This window comes from Schaalia sp. Marseille-Q2122 (genome assembly GCF_903645355.1).
Classification (GTDB): Bacteria; Actinomycetota; Actinomycetes; order Actinomycetales; family Actinomycetaceae; genus Pauljensenia.
Genome location: NZ_CAHJXR010000010.1, coordinates 18,621 through 37,314, shown reverse-complemented (window position 1 = coordinate 37,314; position 18,694 = coordinate 18,621). Strand labels below are relative to the sequence as shown.

The following is an 18,694-nucleotide window of genomic DNA, read 5'->3' as shown; positions in this document are numbered from 1 at the left end:
TAATCGTGAGTCGTTTGTTATCCCAGGGAAACGTCGCGGCGTTGCGTTCGTGGTTGCGTGTTGTGGTTGCCGGTGTTGTTGCGGTGGTGGTGTTGGCGGGTTGTGGGCCTGTTGGTGGGGTTGTGGCTGATGTGGGTGTTGGTGAGTCCTTGCGGGTTGGGGGTGAGGGTGACCGGTGGGTGCGTGCTGGGGAGCTGGCGGGTGAGGCTGCTGGTGTTGTCGGGCTTGGGAGTGTGTCTGCTCAGGATGTTCGTGGGTTTTATGAGCGTTTTGGGTCGGTGTTTGACTCTGTTGTGTTTGCTCGTGCTCTGGGTGAGCGTGTTGGGCCGGGTGTGCTTGTGGATTTTGCGGTGAAGGTGGGGGAGCGTCGGGGGTCTTTTGAGACTGTTGATGGTCGTGATGTTGCTGGTGAGGTTGTTGCTGTTCTTGGTGCTGTGGCGCTCTTGTCTGCAGGTGGTGTGATTGTTGGTCAGGATCAGGAGGGGTTGAGGGAGGTTTCCGCTTCGGAGATTGAGGGGCGTGTGGGTCAGTGGCGTGCTTTGGGTGGTGCGCGTGGTTTTGATGGTGTGGAGCAGATGTTTTCTGCTGCTGGGCAGCGGTATCCGATGTTGGTGGCGGGTCCGGAGTTTGTGTTGGGTGTTGTGCCTGCGGCGTTGGAGTGGGATTTTGGGCGTGTGAAGGCGGCTTGGGAGCCGGGGTGGGTGTCGGCTCGTAGGGGTGGTGATGTTGTTGGTGCGCTTTTGTCGGTGATGGATGAGCCTGGTCCTGTTGTGGGTGATGATGGGTGGGCTCGTGTTGATGCGGTGCAGGAGGTGTTGAGTGCTCAGACTCCTTTTGATGTGGATGTGAATGAGGAGTTGAAGTGGGTTCCACGAGTGTCGTTCTATGAGGAGGGGAAGGCCCCTGTTGGGCCGATGCCGGTGGCGCAGTATTTGGTGGGGCATCGTTTTGTGGAGGGCTTTAAGGTTGGTGCTGACGGGGGTGAGGGGCTGGGTCGTGTGTTGGCTCAGGCTGCCTCTGTTGGTCGTGTGCCAGATGGTGTTGTGGATGGTGATCCTGCTTTTGATGTATGGAAGGATCGTCAGAAGCGTTCAACGTTGCTCGCTGCTCAAACACTGTTGGGTTTCCAGGAGGGGCTGGAGGTTGAGGCGCCTCGTGTGAAGGGCCAGAATGCTTTTAGCGCGGCGAATGCGGGGTTGCGTTCGTGGATGGGCGAAATCCTCGCACCACACATGGGCAATATTGCAGAAGCTCTAGACCTTTCCCTTTTGTTTCCCGATGGGGAAAATCCTTTCTTCGACCTTATTTTCCCCGGTGGGAACTGGGAGCTCCTTCTCTCGGATGAGATGGCGGATCGTCTGAAAGGCCCGGAGGGTTTGTTTGTTGAGCTTAGGTTTGATCAGCCTGAGGTAGATGATGGGGGCACTTCGGAAGATCCTTCTGATGATGTGTATCCGCGTGGACGCATCCCCGCAAGCGAACGCCTGCTGCTCGCTTCCATTAAGGGGTATCACGAACGCCTTCTTAACCCCGATCCCGCCCAAATAGATGATAGCTGGATGGTTACGATCCATGAGTGGGCGCATGTGTTTGATGCTCTGTTGGGTGACGGAGCACCCTCGTTGGAAGATGCTGTGCCAGTGAGTGCGGCGTTGAATGAGCGTGTTGCTCAATTGCTTGCTGGGAATGTGCTGAATGCTCCTCTTGCCGTAGGCGCCCAACGTCACGAGCTTGATCGGATTCAGGCATCCCCATGGACACGCGAGGCCGTTCCAACGCTTCAGGCGATCTTCCCGCAGGAAGAAGAGATTGCGGATGCTGCTGAGGCGACCTGCCGGGACAACAGGATCAACTTCCTTGAAGGTGGTTTCATTACCGCCCTAGCGTTCGATCGGGAGCTGCTGGTCAATAATCCGATTCTTCTTGAGGACCTGAGAGCGAGCACTGTTGATGCGCAAAAGAATTGGGATGCTGTGCCATTTTGGAATGCGGATGGGAGCATCCCAGAAGCAACAATGTTGACTTCTGGGCAGCGCGCGTGGCTTTCAACGATAGTGTTCAAGGAAGCACCCTTCGATGCCCAGCATGACTGGATGAACAGGGCTTTGCGAAAGGTAGAAAGGGATAGAAAGATTCTTGATCCGCAGTAGTTTTTTGATGCGGATCCGTGTTTGAAAGTTGGAGTGTGGAGGTGTTTGTGGTGAGTGGTGTGGGTTCGTGGTTGCGTGTTGTGGTTGCCGGTGTTGTTGCGGTGGTGGTGTTGGCGGGTTGTGGGCCTGTTGGTGGGGTTGTGGCTGATGTGGGTGTTGGTGAGTCCTTGCGGGTTGGGGGTGAGGGTGACCGGTGGGTGCGTGCTGGGGAGCTGGCGGGTGAGGCTGCTGGTGTTGTCGGGCTTGGGAGTGTGTCTGCTCAGGATGTTCGTGGGTTTTATGAGCGTTTTGGGTCGGTGTTTGACTCTGTTGTGTTTGCTCGTGCTCTGGGTGAGCGTGTTGAGCCGGGTGTGCTTGTGGATTTTGCGGTGAAGGTGGGGGAGCGTCGGGGGTCTTTTGAGACTGTTGATGGTCGTGATGTTGCTGGTGAGGTTGTTGCTGGTCTTGGTGCTGTGGCGCTCTTGTCTGCAGGTGGTGTGATTGTTGGTCAGGATCAGGAGGGGTTGAGGGAGGTTTCCGCTTCGGAGATTGAGGGGCGTGTTGGTCAGTGGCGTTCTTTGGGTGGTGCGCGTGGTTTTGATGGTGTGGAGCAGATGTTTTCTGCTGCTGGGCAGCGGTATCCGATGTTGGTGGCGGGTCCGGAGTTTGTGTTGGGTGTTGTGCCTGCGGCGTTGGAGTGGGATTTTGGGCGTGTGAAGGCGGCTTGGGAGCCGGGGTGGGTGTCGGCTCGTAGGGGTGGTGATGTTGTTGGTGCGCTTTTGTCGGTGATGGATGAGCCTGGTCCTGTTGTGGGTGATGATGGGTGGGCTCGTGTTGATGCGGTGCAGGAGGTGTTGAGTGCTCAGACTCCTTTTGATGTGGATGTGAATGAGGAGTTGAAGTGGGTTCCACGAGTGTCGTTCTATGAGGAGGGGAAGGCCCCTGTTGGGCCGATGCCGGTGGCGCAGTATTTGGTGGGGCATCGTTTTGTGGAGGGCTTTAAGGTTGGTGCTGACGGGGGTGAGGGGCTGGGTCGTGTGTTGGCTCAGGCTGCCTCTGTTGGTCGTGTGCCAGATGGTGTTGTGGATGGTGATCCTGCTTTTGATGTATGGAAGGATCGTCAGAAGCGTTCAACGTTGCTCGCTGCTCAAACACTGTTGGGTTTCCAGGAGGGGCTGGAGGTTGAGGCGCCTCGTGTGAAGGGCCAGAATGCTTTTAGCGCGGCGAATGCGGGGTTGCGTTCGTGGATGGGCGAAATCCTCACTCCGCATATCGACGATCTCATGGAAATGTTGTCTGCTCCTGATTTTCTTGCGCCTTCCCCTGGCGCTGATATTCTCCCCGATCAGGCGGGAGATCAAGACATTAAGCTGTCGCCTCTTGTGGTGAGTCGTCTCACCAGCCCCGAGGGTTTGTTTGTTGATCTTAGGTTTGATCAGCCTGAGGTAGATGATGGGGGCACTCCGGAAGATCCTTCTGATGATGTGTATCCGCGTGGACGCATCCCCGCAAGCGAACGCCTGCTGCTCGCTTCCATTAAGGGGTATCACGAACAACTCATCAAGGAAGTCATTACGCCTTGGAATTTTGGGCGGGAGTCTGTGTTTTATCGTTGGGCGCTGATGGTTGATGTTGTGTTAAATGACGGGAAGCGGTCGTTAGAGGAAGCTGCTGGGGTGAGTGCTGAGTTGAATGAGAGTGTTGCACGGTTGCATGCTGGAAACTTAACAGCTGTCCCACTAGTCACTGGCGAGCAGCGCCAAATGCTTGATCAGATTGAGAGTGCACCGTGGACTCGGCAGTCTGTTCCTAGTCTCCACGCGGTGTTCTCCAGTCAAGGAAAAACGGTGGACAAGTCTGATATGCCTGCACAAGACAACAGGATTGCTCTTATGAGGCGAGGCTTCCTTGTAGCTCTCACGAGTGATCCCCAGTTTTTAGAGAAGAATCCAGATTTCCGTGAGCGTATGACTATCCATTTACGGGGAGCTGAGTTTAGCGATACGACCAGGGGCGCTGTAGGGGAAGAGATCAGTGTGCCTGCTTGGTTGGAAGATCCCAGTGTTCCTATGCCTAACTATGCGGAGATGACCGACAAGGAACGGTTAAGTTTCCGTTCGAGTATCGACGCGGACCGTAAGTTGGCGGACTATTACCAACTCACTGTTAAAGGTTCGCTGAGGTGGCCTCGGTGAAGCTTGTCAAGTAGTAGTAGTACCGGTTTTGTGTTGGAAGGTTTGGGTGTTTGTGGTGAGTGGTGTGGGTTCGTGGTTGCGTGTTGTGGCTGCCGGCGTTGTTGCGGTGGTGGTGTTGGCGGGTTGTGGGCCTGTTGGTGGGGTTGTGGCTGATGTGGGTGTTGGTGAGTCCTTGCGGGTTGGGGGTGAGGGTGACCGGTGGGTGCGTGCTGGGGAGCTGGCGGGTGAGGCTGCTGGTGTTGTTGGGCTTGGGAGTGTGTCTGTTCAGGATGTTCGTGGGTTTTATGAGCGTTTTGGGTCGGTGTTTGACTCTGTTGTGTTTGCTCGTGCTCTGGGTGAGCGTGTTGAGCCGGGTGTGCTTGTGGATTTTGCGGTGAAGGTGGGGGAGCGTCGGGGGTCTTTTGAGACTGTTGATGGTCGTGATGTTGCTGGTGAGGTTGTTGCTGGTCTTGGTGCTGTGGCGCTCTTGTCTGCAGGTGGTGTGATTGTTGGTCAGGATCAGGAGGGGTTGAGGGAGGTTTCCGCTTCGGAGATTGAGGGGCGTGTGGGTCAGTGGCGTGCTTTGGGTGGTGCGCGTGGTTTTGATGGTGTGGAGCAGATGTTTTCTGCTGCTGGGCAGCGGTATCCGATGTTGGTGGCGGGTCCGGAGTTTGTGTTGGGTGTTGTGCCTGCGGTGTTGGAGTGGGATGTTGAGCGCAGTAACATGCCTGAGTCGGGGTGGTTTGCGGCTAAGGAGAGTGACGATGTTGTTGGCGCCCTACTGTCAGTAATGGATGAGCCCGTGCCGGTTATGGATGAGATGGGGTGGGCTCGTGTTGATGCGGTGCAGGAGGTGTTGGCTGGCGATACGTCGTTTGATGTGGATATGAATGAGCGGCTTGCTCGGGTTCCTCGATTGTCGTTCTATGAGGAGGGGAAGGCTCCTGTTGGGCCGATGACGGTTGCGCGTTACCTGGTGGGGCATCGTTTTGTGGAGGGCTTTAAGGTTGGTGCTGACGGGGGTGAGGGGCTGGGTCGTGTGTTGGCTCAGGCTGCTTCTGTTGGTCGTGTTCCACAGGGCCTTTCCGAGGGTGATCCTGGGTTTGATGTGTGGCAGGAGCGTCAAAAGCGTTCGACGGTGATTGCTGGTAATGCCCTGTTGGGTTTCCAGGAGGGTCTGGAGGTTAAGGCGTCTCGTGTGAAGGGGCGGAATGCTTTTAGTGCGGCGAATGCGGGATTGCTGTCGTGGATGGGGGAGATCCTCGCACCACACGCAGACGACCTAGCAGCCTACCTCGGCAATCCGTGGGAATTTGACTTCGAAATAGGACTTGATGCGTCGGGAGAATGGGATATCAAGATCTCGCAGATGATGGCCGATCGTGTGAATGGTCCTGAGGGGATGTTTGTTGAGCTCAGGTTTGACCAACCTGACGTTGATGATGGTGGTACTCCACAAGATGCGTCAGATGATGTGTATCCGCGCGGGCGTATACCCGCAAGTGAGCGTCTGGTGTTGGCCTCTCTTGAGAGGTATCACGAGCAGCTTCTTCGGGAGGTTATTGAGCCCCAAGAATTTACGCGACAGTCTGTAGTTCATGCCTGGGTTCGGATGTTTGATGCTCTGTTGGGTGATGGGGATCCTGTGCAAAAGGATGCCATTGATGTCAGTGCTGGGCTGAATGAGCGTGTCGCTCAGTTGCGTGCCGGGGATGTCATGTATGCGCCTGTGCTGGAAGGGGAACGCCGACAGATGCTTGATCAGATTCAAGGCTCCCCATGGGCTCATGAGGCCATTCCGACGCTGCAGGCGATCTTCCCGCGGAAAGAAGATGTTGCTGATGCTGCTGGGCTGACCGGCTTGCAAAACAGGAGGGATCTCCTTGGAAAGGGTTTTATCGTTGCCCTCGCAACAGATCCTCAGTTCTTGCAGAAATATCCGTCTGTTCGCGAGGCTATGTCTGCCGATATCCTCGGAGATAATTACATTGAGAAGGACGAGAGCAATACGGGGGCCGCAGTTGTCCTTCCAGTATGGCTGGAAGACCCCAGCATTCCTATGCCGCGACTTGAAGAAATGACTGAGCGGGAAAAAATTGCTTTTATGGCATCTTTTACAACTGATGCACGCTTGTTAAATTTCTTTGCGCTAACGGATAAGGAGTCCCTGAACTAGAGGTAATGCGGTACAACCTATGCGAGGCTGCTCGTTTGAGAGAGACAGTCAAGGAGCTTGGTCCTTGACGTACCAGGTGCCCTGGTTTTTCTTTGAGTGATCTCTCTGCCAATGTGACGTGTTAGTGCATGGGCGCTGTGCGTTTGTGCTTAACAAAGAGGGAGGCCTATGGGACATCCCCCATTTCAGTAGCTACGCTTAGAAACGGTACGACACAGCCAGAAGGGGCACGCCAGTGCACGCAGACTCATCAGCGCAGCAGAACGGACACCCAGAATCACCGGGCCGCACAACCAAGCGACCCCTCCGCGCGTCGACCTCGATAAACGCGAGGGTCCTCATCGGCGCATCCCTAGGCGTCGTCGCCATCGCACTGTGGGCAATCCTGAACCCCACAAGCGCCCAAGAAGCCCTCGGCGTCACCGTCAACGGCATCGCCCGCTGGTTTGGCGGCTTCTACATTGCCCTTGCAACCGCCATCCTCATCTTCGTTATTGGCCTGGCCGCCTCACGCTTTGGCACCACCCGGCTAGGCTCGCAAAGCGCCCGCCCCGAATTCTCCACCTTCGCCTGGGCATCCATGCTCTTCGCTGCCGGCATCGGTACAGACATCATGTTCTTCGCCGTGGCAGAGCCCATCAACCACTACATGCTGCCCCCCACGGCTGAACCGGAAAGCGTGCAAGCGGCCCGTGAAGCCATCACCTGGACGCTCTTTCACTACGGCGTGACCGGGTGGGGCATGTACGCCCTCATGGGCATTGCCCTGGGCTACTTCGCCTACAACCGAAAAAAGCCACTGGCTGTGCGCTCCGCCCTCTACCCAGTGCTGGGCAAGAAAGCTGACGGGCTCGTCGGCGACATGGTAGATATCGCCGCCATAATGGGCACCATCTTCGGCGTCGCCGCCACACTCGGCATCGGCGTCGTCCAACTCAATGTCGGCCTCGAACTCATCTTCGGTATCGAACGAGGCATCGGCGCGCAAGTCGCCCTCGTCCTTCTAGCAATCGCGGTCTCCATCCTGTCGGCCGTCTCCGGCGTCAACAAAGGCATCCGTTTCCTCTCCCAACTCAACGTCGTCCTCGCAATCGGCCTGGCCGGATGGGTGCTGATCGCCGGAAAGAGCGACTTCCTGATCAGCGCGATCATTATGAACATTGGTGACTTCGTCGCCACCTTCCCCCTGCGCACCCTCGAAACCTTCGCCTACTCCGATATGACAGCCTGGATGAGCGCCTGGACCCTGTTCTTCTGGGCCTGGTGGATCGCGTGGGCCTCCTTCGTGGGCATGTTCCTGGCGCGCATTTCACGAGGCCGCACCCTGCGCGAGTTCGTTGTCGGCACCATGATCATTCCCTTCCTCTACGTCCTCATGTGGATCGGCGTTTTCGGTAACGCCGCCATTGATCTTGTGCGTAGCGGGGACGCGGACTTTGCAAAAATGACCCTCGAAGTACCTGAGCTGGGCTTGTACCACCTGCTGCAAAACTACCCCGGAGCGAGCGTCATCATTGTCCTGGCAACCCTCGTGGGCCTACTCTTCTACGTGACCTCAGCCGACTCGGGCGCCCTCGTCATGGCAAACCTGTCCTCCTACCTACCGACAGTCTCTGATGATGCCCCCCGCCGCGTGCGCACCTGGTGGGCGGTGCTCACCGGCATACTGACCATCGCAATGCTCACCGTCGACGGGATCCCCGCACTGCAAAACGCCACCATCGTCATGGGACTACCCTTCGCCTTCGTCATGGTGCTGGTCATGATCGGCCTGTACATGGCCCTGCGCGACGACGCCCAGAGGCGTTTCTCTGAGGAACGCTCCGCCCGCAATATCGTCACCGGCGCGGGCGCAGCTTCAGAGCAGGCGGGCGCCTCGTGGCAGCAGCGACTGACCTGGATCTTTAAGAACGTCACGGTGGAGGAAGCCGTCGACTACCTCGACCGGGTCGCCGAACCTGCCATGAACAACCTCGCCACACACTTCAACGGTCAGCTCAACGCGACGGTGGTACGCGGCCTGGACCCGGCGGTGACGGAACTGATGGACCTCACCCCAGATCGCAAGGTCTTTGACGCCCTCAGCCTCCTCATCCCCCTGGACGACGAGCCCTTCCTCTACCACATCATTGCCGTGGAGGGCCCCATGCCCGCCTGGGGTGGCCCCTTCACCTCAGCGGCGGAAACAACGATCCGTCTGGAGGTGCACCTTCCTGAAGGCGGCCAAGACTACGACGTCATGGGCTACTCGGCTGACGCCCTCATTCACGACATTCTTGACCACTTCGACCGCCACCAGGACTACCTGCGCCTGCGTGACCAGCAATTCGCTGCCCGCGTGGAGGGAATGGGCGCCCTGGAGGGCTTGCCACGCGCGTCAACGCTGGCACGAGGCACCCGCGAAAATCTGCGGGCAATCGCCGACCGTCTGGCGCGCACCGCAAAAAAGAAAAACCCCCGCAAGTAGAGCCCTACATTGGCGGGCCTCCGCGCCAGAGCATGTCTGCGCGGCACTCCTTACGAGGTAGATGAGGGACGCCGAGCCGGAAGCGCCTGTCGGCGCGAAGGCCGCTCGTAGCGGCAGAGTTTGGAGCCCGGGGCTTACCGACCCGGCGTCACTACAAGCATACGCGCGCGCAGACAGGGCGGCGACACATACGCCCCCTCCCACGAGGTCACCGCCCGCCACTTTTAGGCCAAAGTCGGCCGTTTTGTCGAAAGGAAGTGGGCTGACAATGAGAGAAGTGGCACTGCTGGCGCAAGGACGTAGCTCCCCTGATCATCCCTCTCGCGCCCAAGGTCCACTGACGCTCTGGAAAAATGTGGGACCATGTGCGTATGGATATGTCGCACCTGCCGAGTCGCCGTGACCTCCACGCGCGCCCCGACACCGCCCCCACTCCCGCGCCGCAGACGCAACCTCCCACCAGAGGCGCGCGCCTGGGAGGCATGAGTAAGTGGATCTCGGCAGCGACCGTTGTCCTCCTCTCCCTCGTCATCGCAATCCCCGTCGGCGTCGCCTCCCTCGTGTGGCCAACCGTTCTGGCCACCAGCCTCGGAGCCCTCGCCATCGCAGTGGGGTGGGGCAAACTCGTTGACATTCCCCTAGCCCTCCCCAGCCAAATCCTCGTCGGAGCCGCAGGGATGATCTCTGCCTGCGCGGTCGCCCTCGTCGGCGATCAATCCGTCGTGTTCTTCGTCGCCGGGCTTGCCCTCGTCCTCCTCATGGGCGTGGAAGTATGGATGGCGCCAACGCCCCGCAACCACGCTGGCGTCACCGAAAGCGAGGCCATGAGTGAAGAAGAGGTGATGGCCATGCGGCGTGCAATGTGGGTGCATTCGTCGACGACGGCCTCACTGACCGCTTCGGTCAGCGGCCTACTGGTCGCTATCGGCGGAGCTACCTGGGTGGCCTTGGCCTCTCAGGAGGGCTGGCGCCTACTCCTTCCCATTGCGGCAATCCTGGTAGCAGTCGTGGTCCTCGGCGATCAGGTGGGCAACACCTGGGGTGGACAATCCCTCGGGGCTTTCATCAGCGGCATCATTGGCGGCGTGGGGGGCGCGGCGATCCTCCTCGCTGGCGGGCAGGGCGTTCCCCTGGGGGACCTCATTTTGCCGTGGACAGCCAAAATGATTGGCGAATCCGGCGCGGTAGTCCTGCTGGGGATCCTGGCCGGTACCCTCGTCGCGCTGATCGTCATCGTCGTTGACGCGCTTATGGGGGAACATCATGGGCAACGAGGCGCCCGCGCCGCCGTCGGTCGCGGGGCCGTGAAGTTCTTGATTTCCGGCATTGTTATCTACACGATCATCCGTGTGGGCGGGGCATAATCCCCAGAAACAGGGTGGACACCTTAGGCTAAGAGCCATGATCGTTATTCCTGACAACCTTCCCGTTGAACTCGCCCCCGTCGCCTGGATGCTAGGCACCTGGCAAGGCTGGGGCATGCTCTGCCAGGAGGGCGAAGCCCCCGACCTGCCTGTCATCGAGGAAATCCGCGCCGAGATTTGCGGCACCCAGATGCGCCTGACCACCAGCATCTACGCCGCAACCACCGTCAATGGGGCTGAGATCGACCCCATGCTGGACTCCTTCCAAGGCCTTGCCGCGCTTGACGCAGGCGACCTGCTGCGTGAAGAAACCATGTACCTGCGCGTCCTTCCTGGCTCGGGTCAACTGCCCCCTCCTGGCGAGTACGAGCCCCGCGAACTCATGGGCTCTGCTGCGACCACCGACGGCCTGGCCGTCCTGTGGGCGGGCGTGAGCATGGGGCCGCGCGTACAGATGATCTCCGACGCGATCGCCCGCGACGCTCAGGCGCAGCCGATCGAACACCAGGGCCGCATGTATGGCCTCGTCGGCGGGGAAATGATGTGGACTCAGGAACACACCCTGGCCGACCAGGAGACCGCTGTTGATATCTCCGGCCGCCTCGCCCGCGTTGAAGACAGCGCCGAGGCCGCCTCGACAGAAAACGAGTGACCGATGAAGCCCTCCCCTTTTGCCTCCCTTCCCGGCGCAGTCCTGAGCAACCAGCTCACCCCGGAGATGGACCTGTCCACCTCGCTGAGTGTGCCACCCATCCCCCTGCACTACGGCGACCCCGCTGGGGAACAGTGGGCGCTGGAGGCGGGCGAGGGCCTCGTTGACCGCTCTGACCTGGGGATCGTCGCCGTCAGCGGCGTGGACCGCCAAACGTGGCTGACGTCGTTGGCCTCGCAAATCGTCACCGGCATGGGGCCGGGCGACTCTCGCGAACTGCTGATCCTCGACCCTCAAGGGCATGTCGAATATGCGGCAGCAGTCGTTGATGATGGTGCGACGACCTTCCTCATCGTCGAGGGGTCCGAGGCCGAGCCTCTTGCGCAGTGGCTGGACTCCATGCGTTTCGCCCTGCGTGTCGAGGTCGAGGTGCGCGCAGACCTGCGCGTTGTTGGGACCGTGACGCGCACCGGAAAGGAAGCGCCGCTTGTGGAAGGTGCGCTGGCCTGCTGGGATGACCCGTGGCCTGGGGTTGTCGAGGGCGGCACCGCCTACTTCCAGGGCGCCCACCCTGGCCGCCACCGCCGCGCACAATTGCATATGCTGCCCGAGGATGCCCTCGGCGCTGCCCTGGAGGCGTGGCTGGCTGTGCCCGGACAACGCACGGCTGGCCTGAACGCGTGGGAGGCTGTGCGTATTGCCTCATGGCGTCCCCGTCACGGTTTCGACACGGACGAACGCACGATCCCAGCGGAGGTGGACTGGCTACGCACCGCCGTTCACATCGCCAAGGGCTGCTACCGCGGGCAAGAATCCGTGGCGCGTGTGCTGAACTTGGGCCGACCGCCGCGCCGCCTCGTTGCCTTGCAACTTGATGGATCTCGAGGCGAGCTGCCCGCTGTTGGCACGGCGATCATGCGCGGAGCCCGCCAGGTGGGTGTCGTGACATCAGTTGCCCGCCACGCTGACGAGGGCCCCATCGCGCTGGCTCTGGTGGCGCGCAATGTTCCCGTTGACGAGGTCTTTGACCTTGAGGGCGTGGCGGCAGCTCAGGAAGTGATTGTGCCGGTGGACGGTAAGGCGGATGCCTCGCCAGAGGAGCGTCCAGGTGCGGGGCTGGCGCGTTCGGAACTGCGCCGCCCGGATATGCGTGGTTCGGCGTCGGGAGGCTTGTCGCCGCGCTGACCGGGGGACGGTCGGCATCGGACCATGCTGGTTCGGATGATGTTGGTGCAGGCCACGCATGATGGGTGAGCCTGCCGCACAGCTGTGAAGGACGAGTGAAAGGGGTGGCGCTATGCGCGCCGTTATTCAGCGGGCAACCCGCGGAGTCGTTCGCGTTGACGATGAAATCGTCGGTGCTATTGACCGGCCTGGTCTCGTGGTCCTTCTCGGCGTTGCGAAGGGGGACAGTGCCGAGCAGGTAAAAACCCTGGTTCGGAAGATCGCCGAACTGCGCATCCTCAACGACGAGGAGTCTGTCCTGGATGCGGGAGCACCCGTGCTAATGATCTCCCAATTCACTCTCTATGGGGACACCCGCAAGGGGCGGCGCCCCTCATGGTCGCATGCTGCCGCCGGCCCTGAGGCTGAGCCCTTGTTTGATGCCGTGGTGGAAGGCCTACGTGAGCGTGGCATCGAGGTGGCCACTGGGCGTTTCGGGGCGATGATGCAGGTGGAGCTTGTGAACGACGGGCCCTTTACTGTTCTTGTCGAGGCTTGAGCGCAACCCAAGTTGCACCACAGGTTGCCTGTGCTGACGTTGTTCGTCTTGAACTGCCCTTTAGTTCCCGGATTGGGCCGGGCTGCTGCTTTGGGGGGCTTGGTCGGATTGTTGGCTGGATTGGGCGCTTGATTGGAGTGAGTCGAAGAAGACGGTGTCCATGGGGAGGTGTTTTTCCCATTTGGAGGTGAAGTTGACGCATTGGTCTTGGGTGAGTGAGCCTGGGCGTACTCCGGAGACGGCGTCTGCGGTCAGGCGTGGTCCGATGGTGATGGCGACCCAGCCGCCGTTTTCGAGGTCGCTCCAGTAGATGCTTGTGAGGCCGTCTCCACTGTGAGTACTCACCTTGTCGAGGCCGAGGGGGATGAAGTGTTTGTCGCCGATGTGTCGGACACGTTCAACGGGCAGGGCTTTAGGAATGAGAGTGTTAGCACTGTATACGTCGAAGCGCTTTAATTCCACGCATGTCATGAGGCTGTTCTCACTTATATAGAGTTGTGCTCCGACTTCGTTGGCGAGTTCGTTCATGAACGCCCCGTATGCGGGTACGACTGTGTCAATGTATTCCTCAATGGGTTGGCGCTGCGCCAAAGGCAGATCGCCATCACCTGCAGCCTCGTAGTGTCCGCTGTTGCTTTGGAGTGTGCAGCTGGTTAATAAGGTTGTGGCGAGCAGCAGGCTGAGGGTGAGGGCTGTGAGGGAGCGTATGTTTGACACGGTTGCTCCTTGTTAGTTCCCGGATTGGCCGGTGCTCTGGGGGGCTTGGTCGGATTGTTGGCCGGATTGGGCGTTTGATTGGAGTGAGTCGAAGAAGACGGTGTCCATGGGGAGGTGTTTTTCCCATTTGGAGGTGAAGTTGACGCATTGGTCTTGGGTGAGTGAGCCGGGGCGTACTCCGGAGACGGCGTCGGCGGCCGTGTATACACCTATTGAGATGGCGACCCACCCACCGTTTTCTGGGTCGTGCCAGTAGATGTCGGTGCTTTCTTCATCCCCTGGGGATGTCACATGATCAAGGCCGAGGGGGATGAAGTGTTTATCGCCGATTTGCCTGACGCGTTCAACGGGCAGGGCTTTAGGGATGAATGTATTGGCAGTGTAGAGGGAGAATTCAGTGAGATCGTAGCAGTGCATGTTCGTGTGGTCTGAGATGTAGAGGTCTGTCCCGGCTTCGTTGGCGAGTTCGTTCATGAACGCCCCGTATGCGGGCACGACCGTGTCAATGTATTCCTCGATAGGCTGGCGCTGCTCAAGCGGTAGATCACCATCACCAAAAGACTCGTACTGTCCGCTGTTGCTTAGGAGTGTGCAGCTGGATAAAAAGGCTGTGGTGAGCAGCAGGCTGAGGGTGAGGGTTGTGAGGGAGCGTATGTTTGACACGGTTGGTCCTTGTTAGTTCCCGGATTGGGCCGGGCTGCTGCTTTGAGGCTCCTGGCCGGACTGGAGGGTGTTGTACACATCAATCGAGGGGAGTGGTTTCTCCCAGTCTGGAAGAAGAGGGTTGGCGCAGTACTCCCTGCTGAGACTACCGGGGCGTATTCCGGAGACAGCATCAGCGGCCATGCGTTGGCCGACAGAGATGACTACCCATCCGCCATTTTCAGGGTCATGCCAGAAAATGTCTGTGCTTTTCTCGTCTCCGGGGGTGGTGACGTGGTCAAGCCCGATAGGGAAGAAGTATTTGTCTCCAATTTCTCTGACGCGTTCAACGGGTAGGCCTTTGGGGAGAAAGGTATTGGCCGTGTAGAGGTCGAATCTTTCTGGTCTGTCGGCTCCTATGCAGTACAGGATCGAGTTCTCATAGACATAGAGTTGTTCGCCGACTTCGTTGGCGAGTTCGTTCATGAACGCCCCGTATGCGGGTACGACGGTGTCAATGTATTCCTCGATAGGCTGGCGTTTGCCAAGAGGCAACGCTCCGTCGCCGAAAGCTCGATCCATTCCATTACCTCCAAACACGCAGCCAGCTAATAAAGAAGCGGTAGCTAGCAAACTGATATAGATGCCCGCGTGACGGGGCATACTTCGCGAATTCATCGCTTTGTTCCTCCAATGACACGCCCCATATCACGAAGAGTTTCAGATCCTTCGGCAAGATAGATCTCTGTTCCATGCCGAGCGAAGAACCCCCAGCCATCAGGATCAGGTGCTACGTTCGACAGATGCTTGAAACCTGGCATATCCACTGGATTTCCCCCGAAATCATCAGGATGGAATCTTGAGCCCAGGCCTTGTACCCAGTCTTCGCTGTCAACTCCCGATACGTGCGGTTGGCAGGAATCCAGGTTATAGAGCTCTGTATCTCTAACGCCTGCTCCAGGGGAGGCAAAGAGAACGAGGTCATCAATCGTATTCGTCATCGCGTGATCAGCAGCGATGCCTGCGGTTGTGGATCCGTATGAGTGTCCCAGTACGGTGAGATGCGCTCCGGTCGTTCCACTGGCCACACGCGTGGTTTCAATCCCGGCGGTAAAGGAACTCAAGCGTTCGGCTCCAGCTTTCGCGGCATCGGTATCCAGCACCGTTTGCCACCCAGGATCGGCAAATTCAGCGGGGGCATCGTATCCAAGCCACGCGACCATTGCCACTGAATCTGAGCTTTGACCTTCGAGCATAAGTGCTCTGCCAGCAGAGTCTTTTAGTCGCTTTGAATCAGCAACATACTGCTCCAGTTTCGAGTCCACCCTGGTTCCCATACCTGGCACGAAGACCCCAACATGGTCAGCTTTATCGACATCGCCAATACCAACAGCCGCTCGGAGGCGTCCGCCGCTTGTATCAAGAGTGAGAAGGCTGAGAGTCTTCGCTTCAGGGGAACTAAACTGCCGTTTCACGGCTTTAAGATCATTCAATCGTCCTTCAGCTAAGGTGAAGCGCTCACGTGAAGGCGGGTCAAGCTTTGGTCGAGTGAAGGAAGTAATATCCCCACCCTCTTCTTTAATTCTCTTATTACGATACTCCCGCCGCGCGGCATCATACTCTGCTTTCGCAGCGTCGTATTCCTTCTGAGCGGCCTCCAGCTCCCGGTCAATACGCGCCCGATTCGCTTTATCCCTCCAGGAAAACTCCACACCGTCGAGATTGCCAATCGCCTCTGGATGATGATCGACCAGCCACTGCTTCTCAGTGTCACTCATAGACGACCACCACAGAGATACTTCCGTGCTCGACCAGCTCGGATCAGGCAAATCCGCTAACCCCTGCGAACGCGCATCAGCGCCCTCGCGCGCTGACGCCGAAGCATGAGAGCTAATACTCACACCACGTTCTACTGCGGCCAATCGGCGCGCAAAATCAGCATCCACCTGCCCAGCCAAAGCCAAAGTATCTGCCACCATCTGACGTAAATCCGCACCAGCCTGACGACGAAAGGCCATCTTCTCATGCAGAAAGTAATCCTCATCTGGTGAGCTTGACGATGAAACCAGTTCTTCCAGGCGCTCGTCAACGTGGCCCGTCACCGGATCAAGGTACACGCCGCTCACCTGCGCGAGCTGCTCGCAGTCCATCACCTTGGTCTGCACCTGCCATACCCCATCGCAAGCCTCAGCGCAGGCCATCATGAGTTCAGACGTGTCAGCCACCAGATTGGAGGTGCTGTCTATCAGCTGCTTGCTCGCCTTCCGGATCGCATCGGGTGCTTCGCCCTGAGAAATGAACCTGCGTCGGCCACCCTCAAGATCATCGCAGGCACCTTCCAATAGGCTGCGAACGCCTCGAACGTCATACGAGGCATGCTCAAGTGCACTCGGAGCCCATAACTTCACATCAGACCAGGTCAAGGACACCATTAACCTCCTAAACGCATTCGCAGCCTATCGGCATCAAAAAAAGCAGGAGACGCTGCGGGTGTTGACTGAACCGTGTCACCGCTTGCTAGATGATCAAGGTCGTGGCTCACTGCTGTATCGCTGTGACTGTAATTCGCTCGTGCCTGAAGGGCATGAGCTGAGAGGTCGCGACACTCTCTCTCCCGTAAATCAATGCGATGGGCAACAGCATCAAGGGCAGCCCTCCACGCGGAAAGGGAACGCGCTCCGGGCATCGTGGAGTGGATCGATGTCATATTGCCTTCAATGTCGAGGCGGGCAAGATCATCGCCAACACTGTCGATTGCGTCGGCGAAAGCCTCGAAATCGCCCTGCACAACGTGGATGAACTCAGCCACCGTGTCCCTTCCGTCAACAAGCAGAGGACTATTGAAAACTCATAATAATGAATGAAGGGCAATTACGCTGGACATTGGAAGAGAGGGATGCACTTGCCGAAGTGCCTATTTCGCTAATGACCTGCGCTGGACTAGGGCAGCGTCCAGTTCACGGGCTCAGCACCCATCTCTACTAACAGGGCATTGGCGCGACTAAAGGGCCGGGATCCGAAGAAGCCGCGGCTCGCCGACAGGGGTGAGGGGTGCGGCGAGGCGATGACCGGCGTTGACCCCAGGCGGGGGGCGAGGTTTTGCGCGTCGCGTCCCCATAGGATCGCCACCAGCGGGGTGCCTCGTGAAACGAGGGCGTCAATCGCGCAAGCGGTCACGTCCTCCCAGCCTCGTCCGCGATGCGAGCCGGCCTCGCCAGGTTGAACGGTCAGCACCCGGTTGAGCAGGCACACGCCCTCGCGCGCCCAAGGAGAGAGGTCGCCCGAGGTCGGGCGGGGAATCTGCAGGTCAGCGCTGAGCTCGGTGAAGATATTGACCAGCGAGCGCGGTGGCGCAACGCCGGGGGCGACGGAGAAGGAGAGTCCCATAGCGTGCCCAGGCGTGGGGTAGGGGTCCTGCCCGACGATCAGCACCTTGACCTGGTCGAGGGGGTAGGTGAAGGCGCGCAGGACGTCCGTTCCAGCCGGCAAGTAGCCGCGGCCGGCGGCTGTTTCTGCGCGCAACATGTTTCCCAGCTCGTGAATGCGCTCCTCTACGGGCGCCAGGGCTGCAGCCCATCCGGGGTCGATAATCTCAGTCAGAGGGCGGGGCGTCGTCGATGAAGTCACGTCTTTCAGTGTAGGGGCACCGGAGTGAGGGAGGGGAGTATGCAGGTGTTGGGGTGTGTTTTTTGACAACGCTCGGCAGTAAACATCGAGATTTCGCCAATGTGCCGCTAGTCTGTGAGTGTGAGTTCTCAGTACCCCAAGGATGAATTTGATCTTGCTGGCGAGGATATGCCGGTAGGAATGCACCGTCCCCAGCCGTCGCGCTGGAAGAACGTCATTCCTTTCCTGGTGATCCTGGTGGCTGTTCCCGTGCTCGGTTGGGGAGCAAGCCAACTATTGACCAGCTCCAGCACGGTCACCGCACAATCGGATGTGCCGACGGTTTCTGATCAGCTTCAGTCGCAACCCCAATCTGATGCGATGGTTGAGGCGCCTCAATCTGAGCCCGCCCCTGCACCAGCTCCTGAACCCGCACAGGATCAACCTCAGTCCGAACCCCAGTCTCAGGCTGCGCAGATCAACCACAATGTTGCGATCACGGTCCTCAATGGCACGGACACTCAAGGCTTGGCTGCAAGCAAGGCCGGCACCCTGAATGAGGCTGGCTTCCCTGGTACCACCGCAGCAAATGCTGACGGCTGGGAAAGCCAAGTGTCGACGGTCTACTACGAGAGCCCCCAGGTGGAGGCCACCGCCCATGAAATCGCCCGAATCCTGGGTATTGACGCGGTTGCTGTCAACACCACCGATCTGGGTAATGCTGACGTCGTTGTCCTGCTGCGATAACGTCTGAGCGCTTTAACTGTCTGATGCTGGGGGGCGCGTCCGAAAGGACGCACCCCCCGTTGTGTTTCGGCCACCTTTGTCAACCCTGGGTTCATGCCTCGCCCGCTGCTTGGATCGCGCCCGGACCGGTTGTACCGGCGAGCCTTGGTTGCACTTCGCGCGTCTGGTTGTACCGCTGTCGCCTGGTCGATCTGCGAAGCCCGGGCCCGGAGACTCTGGATCGACCCGGAGGCAGCGGTGGAGGTTGCGCTGACGTTAATGAGCGTTGAATCTGAAACCTGGATACCTACGCATTTA

The 18,694-nt window shown here is 58.9% G+C and carries 15 protein-coding genes; 9 read left to right on the top strand and 6 right to left on the bottom strand.

Annotated features, from left to right (window positions below):
* The first annotated feature begins 5 nt into the window (after positions 1–5).
* The 8 genes from HWX48_RS10900 (at position 6) to dtd (ending at position 12,685) form a co-directional block, all read left to right on the top strand.
* Positions 6–2,150, top strand: coding sequence for a hypothetical protein (locus HWX48_RS10900; protein WP_175957487.1), 2,145 nt, complete (start codon positions 6–8; stop codon positions 2,148–2,150).
* A gap of 50 nt (positions 2,151–2,200) precedes the next feature.
* Positions 2,201–4,324 carry a hypothetical protein gene (locus HWX48_RS10895; RefSeq protein WP_175957485.1) on the top strand — a complete coding sequence of 708 codons (2,124 nt, stop codon included), beginning with the start codon at positions 2,201–2,203 and terminating at the stop codon, positions 4,322–4,324.
* Positions 4,325–4,379: 55 nt separating this feature from the next.
* Positions 4,380–6,479, top strand: coding sequence for a hypothetical protein (locus HWX48_RS10890; RefSeq protein WP_175957483.1), 2,100 nt, complete (start codon positions 4,380–4,382; stop codon positions 6,477–6,479).
* 235 nt (positions 6,480–6,714) lie between these two features.
* Positions 6,715–8,946, top strand: coding sequence for a choline BCCT transporter BetT (gene betT / locus HWX48_RS10885; RefSeq protein ID WP_175957481.1), 2,232 nt, complete (start codon positions 6,715–6,717; stop codon positions 8,944–8,946).
* A 482-nt stretch (positions 8,947–9,428) separates the two neighbouring features.
* Positions 9,429–10,310 (top strand): hypothetical protein, encoded by an 882-nt coding sequence (locus HWX48_RS10880; protein WP_175957479.1) that lies wholly within the window; start codon positions 9,429–9,431, stop codon positions 10,308–10,310.
* A gap of 37 nt (positions 10,311–10,347) precedes the next feature.
* The gene (locus tag HWX48_RS10875; RefSeq protein WP_175957478.1) at positions 10,348–10,962 is read left to right on the top strand and encodes a heme-binding beta-barrel domain-containing protein; all 615 of its coding nucleotides are present in this window, start codon (positions 10,348–10,350) and stop codon (positions 10,960–10,962) included.
* 66 nt (positions 10,963–11,028) lie between these two features.
* Positions 11,029–12,147: a folate-binding protein YgfZ gene (locus HWX48_RS10870; RefSeq protein WP_254873088.1), complete on the top strand. Its 1,119-nt coding sequence runs from the start codon at positions 11,029–11,031 to the stop codon at positions 12,145–12,147.
* A 112-nt stretch (positions 12,148–12,259) separates the two neighbouring features.
* Entirely contained in the window at positions 12,260–12,685 is a 426-nt protein-coding gene (dtd, locus tag HWX48_RS10865) for a D-aminoacyl-tRNA deacylase (protein WP_175957476.1), read from the top strand.
* 60 nt (positions 12,686–12,745) lie between these two features.
* On the opposite strand, the gene HWX48_RS10860 is transcribed toward dtd, so the two are convergent.
* From HWX48_RS10860 to HWX48_RS10835, 6 genes are all read right to left on the bottom strand, one after another.
* A complete protein-coding gene (locus tag HWX48_RS10860; RefSeq protein ID WP_175957475.1) occupies positions 12,746–13,402 on the bottom strand; it encodes a DUF4853 domain-containing protein in 657 nt (218 codons plus the stop codon).
* Between the two features lie 12 nt (positions 13,403–13,414).
* Positions 13,415–14,065 (bottom strand): DUF4853 domain-containing protein, encoded by a 651-nt coding sequence (locus tag HWX48_RS10855; protein WP_175957474.1) that lies wholly within the window; start codon positions 14,063–14,065, stop codon positions 13,415–13,417.
* A gap of 12 nt (positions 14,066–14,077) precedes the next feature.
* Positions 14,078–14,626 (bottom strand): DUF4853 domain-containing protein, encoded by a 549-nt coding sequence (locus HWX48_RS10850; RefSeq protein ID WP_175957473.1) that lies wholly within the window; start codon positions 14,624–14,626, stop codon positions 14,078–14,080.
* Positions 14,627–14,718: 92 nt separating this feature from the next.
* On the bottom strand, positions 14,719–16,476 hold the full coding sequence (locus HWX48_RS10845) for an alpha/beta hydrolase (RefSeq protein ID WP_175957472.1): 1,758 nt from the start codon (positions 16,474–16,476) through the stop codon (positions 14,719–14,721).
* The gene (locus HWX48_RS10840; protein WP_175957470.1) at positions 16,476–16,853 is read right to left on the bottom strand and encodes a hypothetical protein; all 378 of its coding nucleotides are present in this window, start codon (positions 16,851–16,853) and stop codon (positions 16,476–16,478) included. The genes HWX48_RS10845 and HWX48_RS10840 overlap by 1 nt, the downstream gene beginning before the upstream one ends.
* Before the next feature lie 131 nt (positions 16,854–16,984).
* The gene (locus HWX48_RS10835) at positions 16,985–17,671 is read right to left on the bottom strand and encodes a uracil-DNA glycosylase (RefSeq protein WP_175957469.1); all 687 of its coding nucleotides are present in this window, start codon (positions 17,669–17,671) and stop codon (positions 16,985–16,987) included.
* Positions 17,672–17,791: 120 nt separating this feature from the next.
* On the opposite strand from HWX48_RS10835, the gene HWX48_RS10830 reads away from it, so the two are divergent.
* On the top strand, positions 17,792–18,397 hold the full coding sequence (locus HWX48_RS10830; protein ID WP_175957468.1) for a LytR C-terminal domain-containing protein: 606 nt from the start codon (positions 17,792–17,794) through the stop codon (positions 18,395–18,397).
* Positions 18,398–18,694: the final 297 nt, after the last annotated feature.